This window comes from Micromonospora costi, from assembly GCF_003626655.1.
In the GTDB taxonomy this organism is placed as follows: Bacteria; Actinomycetota; Actinomycetes; order Mycobacteriales; family Micromonosporaceae; genus Micromonospora; species Micromonospora costi.
Genome location: NZ_RBAN01000003.1, coordinates 239,927 through 251,955 on the forward strand (window position 1 = coordinate 239,927; position 12,029 = coordinate 251,955).

Here is a 12,029-nt window from a genome sequence, read left to right on the forward strand (position 1 = left end):
GGTGGCCCCGATGACCGGCGCCGCCGCGGCGGGATCGCCGGTGGACGGCGTCCTCGCCACCGCGTCGATCGTGCTGTCGCTCGTACTCGCGTTGTGGAGCCTCGTGGCGGCGGTGCGCAGCCGGCCCCCGGACCGCTGGCAGCTGATCGGTCTGGTCGTGCTGGAGCTGGCGCTGCTCGCGTTGGCCGTGGTGGCGCTGGTGGCCATCGGCGGCGGCGAGCGGCCGGGCGAACCGGGCGCCTTCTTCGGGTATCTCGTGACGCTGGTCTGCCTGCCGCCGCTGGCCGCGGTGCTGGCCCGGATGGAACCGACCCGGTGGGGCTCGGCGATCGTCTGCGTGGTGTGCCTCGTCACCCCGGTCGTGGTGGTGCGGCTCCAGCAGACCTGGGAGGTGCTGGGTGGTTGAGACGGCGGCGCCGCGGCGCACGACCAACCGGGGGCCGGGACGGCTGTTGATCGCCGTCTACATCCTCTTCGCGATCGCCGCCAGCTCGCGGGCCGGTCTCCAGATCGCTACGAAGTTCGACGAGGCGCCGGTGGCGTACGCGCTCTCGGCGGTGGCCGCGCTCATCTACATCGTGGCGGCGGTCGGTCTGGCCCGGGCCGGGCACGCCGGGCGGCGGCTGGCCCTGGCCTGCTGCTCGATCGAGCTGGTCGGCGTGATCGCGGTCGGCGCGCTCAGCCTGGCCGACCGGGAACTCTTCCCCGACGAGACGGTCTGGTCGCAGTTCGGCAGCGGGTACGGCTACGTCCCGCTGGTCCTCCCGCTGCTCGGCCTCTTCTGGCTGTGGCGGACCCGCGACACGTCCCGCTGACCGCACCACGCCCTCCGGACGGCGACGGCCGCCCTTCACCGGAAGGGTGGCCGCCGCGCGTCGGGGACCGGCTCAGTCCTTCGGGCCGCCCGCCACGTAGATCACCTGGCCGGACACGAACGACGCGCCCTCGCTGGCCAGGAACGAGATCGTGTGGGCCACGTCCTCGGGGCGGCCCACCCGGCGTACCGGGATCTCGGCAATCGCGTGCTTCTGCAGCTCGGCGAAGTCCACCTTCATCCGGGCGGCGGTCGCCGCGGTCATGTCGGTGACGATGAACCCGGGCGCGACCGCGTTGACGGTGACCCCGAACGGGCCCAGCTCGATGGCGAGGGTCTTGGTGAAGCCCTGCAACCCCGCCTTGGCGGCCGAGTAGTTGGCCTGGCCGCGGTTGCCGAGCGCCGAGGTGCTGGAGAGGTTGACGATGCGGCCCCACTTCCGCTCGACCATGTGCTTCTGCGCGGCCTGGCTGAACAGGAACGCGCCGCGCAGGTGCACGCCCATCACCGTGTCCCAGTCGGCGTCGCTCATCTTGAACAGCAGGTTGTCCCGCAGCACCCCGGCGTTGTTGACCAGGACGGTCGGCGCGCCCAGCTCGGCCGCGACCCGCTCCACGGCCGCCTCCACCTGGCCCCGGTCGGCCACGTCGGCGCCCACTCCGAGCGCCCGGCCCCCGGCGGCCGCGATCGCGTCGACGGTGTCCTTCGTGGCGGACTCCTCGATGTCGACCACGGCGACCGCCAGGCCGTCGGCGGCGAGCCGGCGGGCGGTGGCCGCGCCGATACCGCGCGCGGCTCCGGTGACGATGGCGACGCGGGGCTCCTCCGACATGATTACCTCCCGGTAACGTGGGCTCGATCGGAGGAGCTTAACCCCCAGCCTGCGCCGGGCGTCAGGGCCGACGGCGCTCCTCTGGCCGCGGTCCGCCGCCCCCGCGCCGCGCACGTGTCTATATACGAATTGATCATCTCGGCGTAGCGTCTCGTCTCGTCGTCCGACGGGCCCCGTCCACCGTTCCCCAGCCATCGTGTTTGGACGGACGGTCGGAGACGTCGCTGCCAGCACCGGCAGCGACCGGAGCACTCGACGAGACAAGGACCGACGTCACGTGAAGTTCCTGCGTACCCGTGGAGCCTGGCTGGCCGCCGTGGTCTCCACGGCCCTCGCGGCGACCGGAGGCTCACCAGCCCTGGCCGCCCCCGGCGCGCCGGCCGATCCCGGCGCGACCACCACATCCGCGAACGACCTGCCCACCCCACCCGGCACCCAATCGGTCACGCTGGTCACCGGTGACATCGTCACCACCCGCCGCGGGGCGAACGGCGGGACCATCGACGTCCGGCGCCCGGACGGCACCCCTGCCCTCGTCCGGGTGGTCGAGGCGGGGACCGACCTCTACGTCTACCCGCAGTCCGTGCTCTCCTACGTGGCCGCCGGCACCCTCGACAAGCGGCTGTTCAACATCACGCGGCTGATCGCCGACGGGTACGACGACACGCACACCGACCACCTGCCGCTCATCGTGTCGTACACCGACGCGGCCGCCGGGCTGCGCGCCGCCGCCGCGCCGGCCGGGGCCACCCGCACCCGGGCGCTCAGCAGCATCTCCGGCGCCGCCCTGAGCGAGGACCGGAAGAAGGCGGACGAGTTCTGGGCCGCCGTCACCGGCGCCCCCGCCGAGGGCGGCGCCACCGCGTTCAAGGCGACCGCCACAGGACGCTTCTCCGCGGGGATCGCCAGGATCTGGCTGGACGGACGGGTGTACGCGGACCTCGCCGACACCACGGCGCAGATCGGCGCCCCGCAGGTGTGGGCCGGCGGCGACACCGGCGCGGGCGTCCGCGTCGCCGTGCTGGACACCGGTGTCGACGCCACCCACCCGGACCTGGCCGACCGGATCGCCGAGTCGGCCGTGTTCGTGCCCGGCGAGGAACTGGCCGACCGGGCCGGGCACGGCACCCACGTCGCCTCCACCATCGCCGGCACCGGCGCGGCCTCCGGCGGACGGGAGAAGGGCGTCGCGCCGGACGCCCGGCTCGCCGTCGGCAAGGTGCTCAGCGACGCCGGTTTCGGGCAGGACTCGTGGATCCTCGCCGGCATGGAGTGGGCCGCCCGGGACGCCGGCGCGCGCGTCATCAACATGAGCCTCGGTTCGAACCAGCCCAGCGACGGCACCGACCCGATCAGCCAGTCGGTCAACAGCCTCAGCGCCGAGACCGGAGCCCTGTTCGTCGTCGCGGCCGGCAACAACGGCGCGCCGGCCAGCGTTTCCGCTCCGGGTGCGGCCGACGCGGCGCTGACCGTCGGCGCGGTCGACGCCGACGACCGGCTCGCCCCGTTCTCCAGCAGGGGGCCGCGGCTCAGCGACGAAGCCATCAAGCCGGAGCTGACGGCGCCCGGTGTCGGGGTGCTGGCCGCCCGTTCCCGGTACGCGCCGGGTGAGGGCGACTACCAGAGCATGGACGGCACCTCGATGGCCGCGCCGCACGTGACCGGGGCGGCCGCCCTGCTCGCCGCGAAGCACCCGGACTGGACCGGCCAGCAGCTCAAGGACGCGCTGGTCAGCACGACGAAGGCCACCCCGCAGTACGACGCGTACGAGGCCGGTACCGGCCGGGTCGACGTCGCCGCCGCGGTGGACGCCGCAATCGTGGCCACCGGCACCGTCTACACCAGCGTGCGGTACGACACCGCGAAGGCCGGCGGCAGCACCCGTCCGGTGACGTACACCAACACCACCGGCACTGCGATCACGCTGGACCTCACGGTGGACGCCGCGACCGCGCCGGCCGGGCTGTTCGGCCTCTCGGCCCCGCAGGTGACCGTCCCGGCGCACGGCAGCGCCACGGTGACCCTGACCACGGACACCTCCCGGGCCACCGCCGGCAGCCGGTACACCGGGCAGGTCGTCGCCAGCGGACCCGACCGGGCCGTGATGACCCGCACCGCGATCGGCGTCGGCACCTTCACCCCGTACCACGTGCTCCGGCTGGAGGTCACCGACCGGGCCGGCAAGCCGGCGCCGGGCGTCGTCGAGCTGGGCCGGCCGGGCAGCTACGAGCCGGACTTCGTCGAGACCGACGCGGACGGCACGGCACAGCTCTACCTGCCCGAGGGCGTCTACTCGGCGATGAGCTTCGTGAACGTCGCCGGCAGCCACGGACCGAACTCACTGGGCCTGGCCCTGCTCGGCGACCCGGACATCGACCTGCGCGAGGACACCACGCTCCGGCTGGACGGAAGCGCGGCGCGACGGATCCAGTCCCTGGTGCCGCAGAAGACCGCCGACACGTACGCCCGGCTGGACTACCAGCGCTCGCAGGGCGAGGGCCGCTGGCGCTCGTTCGTCGAGGGCGGCGTGTTCTACGACAGCTTCTGGGCCCAGCCGACCAGCCAGGACGTGACCCACGGCGACTTCCACGTGAGTGCCCGCTGGCGCAAGGAACAGCCGGTGCTGAGCGCGGGCACCGGGACCGTCGACTTCGACGATCTGGTCCGCCAGCAGGGAACCACCCAGCTGCCGAAGGGCCGGTGGACGCTGCCCGCCGTGTACGCCGGCGACGGCGCGGCGGGCGACTACGCCGGTCTGGACGCCCGGGGCGGGGTCGTGGTGGTCCGGCACAACGATGACGTCGGCGATGCCGACCAGGCCGCCGCCGCCACGGCGGCCGGGGCGAAGCTGATGCTCGTGGTGAACGACCACCCGTGGCGCGAGGTACGCGACTACTCGATCGGTTGGGCCACCCCCACGCCGATCGAGGTGGCGCTGCTCGGCGCGGACGAGGGCGAGGCGCTGATCCGGCAGATCCAGCGCGGCCCGACGCGCGTCGAGGTCGCCTCGCAGCCGGTCGCCGACTACGTGTACGACCTGGTCCAGGCGTACCACGACCGGATTCCCTCGCAGCTGACCCGGACCGAGACGACGAAGACGCTGGCCCGCATCGACGTCGGCTTCGCCTTCCCGCCCGGGCAGACGCGGGGCGGCGAGTTCCGGTTCGACTGGCCGTCGTACTCGGACTGGGGTATCGGCCAGACCAGCAACCGGCCGCTCGCTGCCGTCCGCACCGACTGGGTGTCCGTCGGCGACCTGTACGAGTGGGGCCAGGAGGCGTACGTCGAGGCCGGCACGTACCAGATCGACGCGCGAACGGCGTACCGGGCGGGCAGCCGCGGCGCGGAGCGGTTCTTCGAGCCGATCGAGCGGCCGCACCTGAACAACAACTTCAAGCTGCCCACGCGGTCCGGCGACAGCCTCAACCTGGACGTGCCCGGGTGGGGCGGCGCCGACCACGTCGGCATGGCGATGAACGGCGCCACCCAGAGCAACCAGCTCTACCAGGGCGACACGCTGCTCGCCCAGAGCAGCAGCACCTGGATCAGCGGCACCGCCCCGCGCGCGGGCGACCTGCCCTACCGGTTGGTGGTGCGGACCACCCAGGACCCGACCGCCGGCGCCTACTCGACCCGTACCGAATCCGAGTGGCGGTTCCGGTCGACGGCGCCCTCCGCCGGGGTGGAGTCGAGCGTGCTGCCGCTGCTCCAGCTCGACTACACGGTCGACGCCGACGCCGCCGGCACCGCGCGGCGGACGACGGACCTGACGCTCTCCGCCGCGCACCTGCCCGGTGTCACCGGGCGCGGCGGGGTCGGGCAGGTCCGGCTGGAGGTCTCGTACGACGACGGCGCCCACTGGCAGCGGCAGACGCTGAGCCGCACGACGAGCGGCGCCTGGACGGCGACGCTGCGGGCACCGAAGGGCGCGGCGTACGTGTCGCTGCGTGCCGAGGCCGCGGACGGCGCGGGTGACTCGGTGAGCCAGACGGTGATCCGGGCGTTCGGCGTGCGCTGACGCCCTGCCGGGTGAGGTCCGGCCGGCTCCGGCCGGGCCTCACCCGGGCCCCGGGTCAGCGCACGCGGCCGCGGCAGAGCCGGATCCAGCGGTAGCCGTAGGCGCCCAGTTGCAGGCGTTCCAGCTTGCCCACGTCGCCGTAGCCACGGTCGGACAGCACGTCGATCGGCTGGTCGGCCTCCGGCTGGAGCAGGCTGAGGTCGACCTCGGCGTCCTCGGTGCCGAGGTTGTGCAGGAAGACCATGGTGCCGGTGGGACCGTCGGCGCGGTGCGCGAGCACGCCGGGCGGCATCGGCACGTCGATGTGGGTGGTCGAGCCGGAGCCGATCTCCGGAGCCTCGCGCAGCGTACGGATCATCCGCTCGAACCAGGCGAGCAGCGACCTCGGGTCCCGACGCTGTGCCGTGACGTTGACGTTCTGGTAGCCGAACTCGCCCTTGTCGATGACGGGGCGGACCAGCTTCTCCGGGGCGGCGGTGGAGAAGCCGGCGTTCTCCTGGTACGACCACTGCATGGGGGTGCGGATCGCCTGCCGGCCCGGCAGCGACAGGTCCTCCCCCATCCCGATCTCCTCGCCGTAGCGCAGGACGGGCGTGCCGCGCAGCGAGAACTGGAGCGCGTACGCCAACTCGATGCGCCGCCGGTCGTTGCCGAGCATCGAGGCGAGCCGCCGGCGGATGCCCCGGTCGTAGAGCCGCATCTCCTGGTCCGGGCCGAACTGCTCGTACACCTGGTTGCGCTGCTCGGCGGTGAGCCGGGACAGGTCGATCTCGTCGTGGTTGCGCAGGAACGTGGCCCACTGCCCGCCGACGGGCAGGGCCGGGGTGTCCCGCAGCGCCTCGATGACCGGCTCCGGGTCCTGGCGCGCGAGGGCGAGCATCAGCCGGCCGTTGAGCATGAAGTCGAAAAGCATGTGCAGGCGGTTGGCCGAGCCGCCGCTGTCGCCGAAGTAGACGGGCAGCTGGTCCGGCTCGACGTTCGCCTCGGCCAGCAGGATCGCGTCGCCCCGGCGCCACTGCACGTGCTGGCGCAGCTCGGTGAGGAAGTCCAGGTCCTTGGGCGAACTCGGGTTGCCCGCCTCGGTCAGCTCGATGATGAACGGCACGGCGTCCATCCGGAAACCGGCGACGCCGAGCTGGAGCCAGAAGGACATGATCTTCTTGACCTCGGCGCGAACCTCCGGGTTGGCCATGTTGAGGTCCGGCTGGAACTTGTAGAAGCGGTGGTAGTACCACGCTTTGGCGGTGCGGTCGTAGCTCCAGGTCTCGTTCTGCTCGCCGGGGAAGACCATGCCCTGGTAGCGGTCCGGCGGCTCCGTCTCGGACCAGACGTACCAGTCCCGGTACGGGGAGTCCGGTGAGGACCGGGCGGACTGGAACCAGGGGTGCTCGTCCGAGGTGTGGTTGACGACGAGGTCCATGATCACGCGGATGCCCCGGTTGGCGGCCTGGTGCAGCAGCTCGGCGAAGTCGCCGAGCGTGCCGAGCCGCGGGCTCACGTTGTAGAAGTCGGTGGCGTCGTAGCCGTCGTCCCGGTTCGGGGAGGGATGGATGGGATGCAGCCAGAGGCAGGTCACGCCCAGGCGTGCGAGATAGTCGAGCCGGCCGATGAGGCCCCGGATGTCACCGACACCGTCCCCGTCCGAGTCCGCGAAGGTGTCGACGTCGAGGCAGTAGATGACCGCCTCCGAATACCACCTGTCACCCATGCCAGGTCATCTTTTCCGATCCGTCGCCCGGGCAAACACGGCCGGCGGCGCGGCGGTACGGTGCGGATCATGCGCGACGCACCCCACACCGAGCCGGTCGACTGGGCCACCGGCAGCTGGCTGCACCCGCCGGTCCACGCCGACCGCACCCCCGAAGGTGACCTCGTGGTCGAGCCGGCCGCCGGCAGCGACCTGTGGCGGCACACCAGTTACGGGTTCGTGCACGACGACGCCCCCGCGCTGCTCGCCCCGCTTCCCGCGGGCACCGCCGTCGAGGTGAGCTTCCGTCTGGAGTGGACGGAACAGTTCGACCAGGCCGGCGTGCTGGTCCGGGTGGACGAGCGCACGTGGACCAAGGCCGGCGTGGAGGTCAGCGACGGGCTGCCGCAGCTCGGCGCCGTCGTCACCCGGGAGTTCTCGGACTGGTCGGTCGCACCGGTGCCGGAGTGGACCGGCCGGGAGGTGACGGTCCGGGCCAGCCGGTCGGGCGACGCGCTGACCGTCCGCGCCCGGGTGGCCGGCGAGCCGTGGCGGCTGGTCCGGCTCGCCCCGCTGGCGCCCGAGGCCGAGGCGACCGCCGGTCCGTTCTGCTGCTCGCCGACGCGCGGCGGGCTCCGGGTCCGGTTCACCGGCTGGCGCCGGGGTCCGGCCGACGTGTCCCTGCACCCGGAGGACTGACGGCGGGTCCGGCAGGTGTGACGACCGGGCCGCGGGGTACAGGAAGGCGATCCCCTCCCCGCGGCGGAAAGGATCGCCATGTCAGTTGCCCAGGACGTCAACCCGGCGCAGTTCGGCGGGCTGACCGGCTGGGTGGCCGGGGTGATCGACGCGACCGGCGTGCTCGGCGTCGCCCTGCTCGTCGCCCTGGAGAGCGTCGTCCCGCCGATCCCGAGCGAGGTCGTCCTCGCGATGGCCGGCTTCCTGGCCGGCGAGGGTCGGTTCAACGTGGTCGTGGTGGCGCTCGCGGCCACGGCCGGCTCGCTGGCGGGCGCGCTGATCCTCTACTGGTTGGGCGCCGCCGTCGGCGAGGACCGGCTCAAACGGTGGCTGGACCGGCTCCCGCTGGTCGACCTGGACGACCTGGAACGCGCCGACCGCTGGTTCGAGCGGTACGGCCGGTGGGCCGTGTTCCTCGGCCGCATGATGCCGGTGGTGCGCAGCCTCGTCTCCATCCCGGCCGGGGCGAACCGCATGCCGCTGCCCGAGTTCGTCGCGTTGACCACGCTGGGCAGCGGGATCTGGAACGCCCTCTTCGTGGGCGGCGGGTACGCGCTGGGCTCCCGCTGGCAGGACGTCGAGCGGTACAGCACGTGGTTCGACTACGGCATCATCGGCATCTTCGCCCTGATGATCGTGCTCTGGGTGGTGAAGAAGGTGCGCCGCCGGTCGCGGCGGCGCGGCCGGCAGTCGGTGACCGCCGGCCGCTGACCGCGTCCCGCTCAGCCGTACTGGGCGGTGATGGCGGTGAACTCCCAGGTGTTCTGGGCGATCCCGGAGCAGTTGGCGACCACGCCGCCGCCCGGGCACGGCCGGTCGCGGTTGACCGACCAGAAGGTGAACCGGGCCAGCGAGCGGGCCTCGGCCCAGTCGCGGATCTGCGTCCAGGTGGCCGGAGAGGTGAGCTCCTGCTGGTCGGACAGGCCGTTCATGCCGGAGATCCCCATGTGGGCGTACGCGGTGGCGTCCGACCAGCCGAAGGCGCTCTTCAGCGTGTTCTTCAGCCCCTCGGCCGCGTTGACGGTGCTCTGGTACATGTTCGCCCCGCCGCCGAAGTCGAACGGCATGATCGTGAACACGTCGATGTTCGCGCCGAGCGCCGCGGCCCGGTTGACCAGCCGGGTGCCCCAGTACGAGGGACCGCTGGTCGTGGTGCCGAAGGTGATGATGGTCTTCAGCCCCGGGTTGTTCTGCTTGACGATCTTCAGGGCGCCCAGGATGCGGTCCTGCACCACCTCGTTCTCGAACTCGTCGCTGTTCTCGATGTCGACGTCGATCGCCCGGAGCCCGTACGCGTTGATGACCTGCTGGTACGCCCCCGCGAGCGCCTCCGGGGAGGAGCAGTTCGGGCCGAGCTTGTTGCCGCTCCAGCCGCCGATGGACGGGATGACGTCCCCACCGGCCGCCCGGATGGCGGCGATGGTCGCGGCGTGGGCGCCGCCGGTGAGCGGGCCGGAGCCGTCCCACGCCGGGGTGCAGCCGCCGCCGGAGAGGATGAAGGCGATGGTGAACCACCGGATGCCCGTCGCGCCCATCACCGTCGCTGGCGCGGGCGGGTCACCCCAGCCCGGGTAGAGGTAGGGCGCTGCGGCCATCACGCCACCGCCGCCCGTGCAGCCGGACGTGGTGGCCGAGACCGGCGCCGACCGGGCCGACTCGCCCGCGGAGTTGTACGCCGCCACCGTGTAGCTGTGCGCCGAGCAGGCGGCCAGGCCGGAGACGGTCGCCGAGGTGCCGGTGACCGTGGCGCGCACGGTCGACCCCTCGTACACCCGGTAGCCGGTGACCGTGCCGCCGACCGCGTTCCAGGCCAGCGACACCGACGACGCGGTGGTGGCGGTGACCCGCAGGCCGCCCGGGGTGCCGGGCGTGCCGGGGCCGCTGCCGCCGGAGCACGGCCCGCCGTTGACCGTGCAGTTGGTCGGGTCGCCGGTGCCGGTGACGATGAACCCGAACGACGTGCTGGCACCCGGGGCGAGGGTGCCGTTCCAGGAGCGGTTGACGGCTGTGACGTGCTGGCCGGAGGTGGACAGCAGCGCGTCCCAGTAGGTGCCGAGGGTGCTGCCGGCGGGCAGGTCGAACTGGACGTTCCACGAGGTGATCGTCGTGGTCGTGTCGTTGGTGACGGTGAACTTCGCCTCGTACCCGGTGCTCCAGCTGGAGGTGCGGGCGAAGGCGGCGGTGGCGGCCGACGCCGGTGGTGGCGCCACGACGGTGGCCGCGACCAGGGCGGCGGCCAGCGCGACGGCGAACGTCGCCGCGCGCGGTGAGCGGAGTTTCACGGTGGCCTCCCGGGACCGGTGGTGGGGGTGGGGGCCGCCCGCCGGGCGGCGATCGGGTACGCGGGCGTGTGCGCCCAGCGCCCGGCGGGCGGGGTGGTGCGCCGGGCCCGGGGGCCGGGCCGGCCGGATGCGTCAGGGCAGGGTGTCGAGGTGGGGGGCGACGGTGCGGGCGAAGCCGTTGCCGTTGCTGACGTCCCAGTTGACCGACCAGGTCATGGCGCCGCGGATGCCGGGGTAGGTGCGTGGCGGGCGGAAGCTGCCGCAGTTGGTGCCGCGGGCCAGGCAGTCCAGGGCGGCGTTGACCACGCTGGGCGCCACGATGCCGCCGCCGGCCGCGCCGGGCCCCGCGGGAAGGCCCAGCCCCACCTGGTCCGGCCGGAGCCCGGCCTCCAGTTGGATGCAGGCCAGCGCCACGATGAAGTTCACGGTGCCCTGGGCGTACGCGGCGTTGCGGTCGCAGCCGAGCATCGCACCGGAGTTGTAGTACTGGGTGTTGACGACGGTGAGGATGTCCTTGATGTCGAGCGCCAGCTTGAAGTAGCTGCCGGCCGGTGACTGCATGTCGATGGTCTGCGGCGCCATGGCGATGACGAGGCCGGCGCCGACCTTCGCCCGCAGGGCGCGCAGCGCCTGCCCCATGTACGTCGGGTTCAGCCCGTTCTCCAGGTCGATGTCGACGCCGTCGAACCCGTAGCGCTGGATGAGCGCGTACACCGAGTCGCTGAACGCGACCGCGGAGGCCGCGTCGTTGACCGCGACCCGGCCGGCCTCGCCGCCGACCGAGATGATCACCTTCTTGCCGCGGCTCTTCAACGTCCGTACGTCCGCCGTGAAGTCGGCGTCGGTGTAGCCGCCCAGCGCGGTCGAGAGGCCGGGGTCGACGCCGAAGGTGACCGCGCCGGGGGTGCCGGTGGCCTCGGCGAAGGCGACGGCCACCAGGTCGTACTCGGCCGGCACGTCCCGCAGCCGCAGCTCGACCGCCGGGTTGACGAAGTTGTGCCAGTAGCCGGTGAGCAGGTGCTTCGGCAGGCCACCGGTGGGCGGCGGCGGGTCGGTGGGTGGCGGATCGGTGGGCGGCGGGTCGGTGGGGGGTGGGGTGCCGCCCCCTCCGCAGGGCGCGCCGTTCAGCTGGCAGTTCGTCGGCGAGCCAGGGCCGTTGCCGAGGAAGCCGAAGGACACCGAGGCACCGGGCGCGATGGTGCCGTTCCAGGACCGGTTGGTGAAGGTGTGGTGCTGGCCGGCGCTGGTGAGCAGCGCGTCCCAGTAGCTTCCGATCGTGGTGCCGGTCGGCAGGTCGAGCGTGAGGCTCCAACCGTTGATGGTCGAGCCGCCACCGTTGGTGATGGTGTACTTCCCCTCCCAGCCGGTGCCCCAGTCGGCGGTCTTGACGAACGTCGCGGTGGCCCCGGCGGCGAACGCGGGCAGCGCCACCCAGACCGCTCCGACCGCGGCGGCCAATGTGGTGACCAGGGACAGGACGAGGTATCTGGCACGTTTCATGCGGCCCTCCGCACCCGGACATACATCCATGGACATCAACGTTGGCGCTTATTATTAGGACAGTTAACTGTTTCTGTCCAGGGGTGTCGCGCCACGTGCCACGGCTGGTGCGGGTGGGCCGGGCTCCCCGTCGGCGGCGGGGAGCCCGGCGGAGGAGG

At 72.8% G+C, this 12,029-nt stretch carries 8 protein-coding genes and 1 pseudogene; 5 read left to right on the top strand and 4 right to left on the bottom strand.

Annotated features, from left to right (window positions below; genetic code table 11):
- Positions 1–10: 10 nt before the first annotated feature.
- Positions 11–406 carry a hypothetical protein gene (locus D7193_RS17635; protein ID WP_120780625.1) on the top strand — a complete coding sequence of 132 codons (396 nt, stop codon included), beginning with the start codon at positions 11–13 and terminating at the stop codon, positions 404–406.
- Positions 399–915, top strand: a pseudogene (locus D7193_RS17640) (hypothetical protein). Before D7193_RS17635 ends, D7193_RS17640 begins: the two are co-directional and overlap by 8 nt.
- Here the strand turns inward: D7193_RS17640 and fabG are convergent.
- Entirely contained in the window at positions 888–1,646 is a 759-nt protein-coding gene (gene fabG / locus D7193_RS17645) for a 3-oxoacyl-ACP reductase FabG (RefSeq protein WP_120780627.1), read from the bottom strand. The pseudogene D7193_RS17640 and the gene fabG overlap by 28 nt on opposite strands.
- A gap of 277 nt (positions 1,647–1,923) precedes the next feature.
- Here fabG and D7193_RS17650 point away from each other — a divergent pair, with 277 nt between their 5' ends.
- Positions 1,924–5,664, top strand: a complete 3,741-nt coding sequence (locus D7193_RS17650; protein ID WP_206611925.1) for a S8 family serine peptidase — start codon at positions 1,924–1,926, stop codon at positions 5,662–5,664.
- Between the two features lie 55 nt (positions 5,665–5,719).
- Here the strand turns inward: D7193_RS17650 and D7193_RS17655 are convergent, their stop codons facing one another.
- The gene (locus D7193_RS17655) at positions 5,720–7,372 is read right to left on the bottom strand and encodes an alpha-amylase family protein (protein ID WP_120780628.1); all 1,653 of its coding nucleotides are present in this window, start codon (positions 7,370–7,372) and stop codon (positions 5,720–5,722) included.
- Positions 7,373–7,441: 69 nt separating this feature from the next.
- Here D7193_RS17655 and D7193_RS17660 point away from each other — a divergent pair, with 69 nt between their 5' ends.
- The gene (locus D7193_RS17660; protein WP_120780629.1) at positions 7,442–8,050 is read left to right on the top strand and encodes a DUF1349 domain-containing protein; all 609 of its coding nucleotides are present in this window, start codon (positions 7,442–7,444) and stop codon (positions 8,048–8,050) included.
- A 78-nt stretch (positions 8,051–8,128) separates the two neighbouring features.
- Positions 8,129–8,800, top strand: coding sequence for a DedA family protein (locus D7193_RS17665; RefSeq protein WP_120780630.1), 672 nt, complete (start codon positions 8,129–8,131; stop codon positions 8,798–8,800).
- Positions 8,801–8,811: 11 nt separating this feature from the next.
- Here the strand turns inward: D7193_RS17665 and D7193_RS17670 are convergent, their stop codons facing one another.
- Together D7193_RS17670 and D7193_RS17675 are read right to left on the bottom strand one after the other, a co-directional pair.
- Positions 8,812–10,371, bottom strand: a complete 1,560-nt coding sequence (locus D7193_RS17670) for a cellulose binding domain-containing protein (RefSeq protein ID WP_120780631.1) — start codon at positions 10,369–10,371, stop codon at positions 8,812–8,814.
- 132 nt (positions 10,372–10,503) lie between these two features.
- Positions 10,504–11,871, bottom strand: coding sequence for a chitinase (locus D7193_RS17675; RefSeq protein WP_120780632.1), 1,368 nt, complete (start codon positions 11,869–11,871; stop codon positions 10,504–10,506).
- Positions 11,872–12,029: the final 158 nt, after the last annotated feature.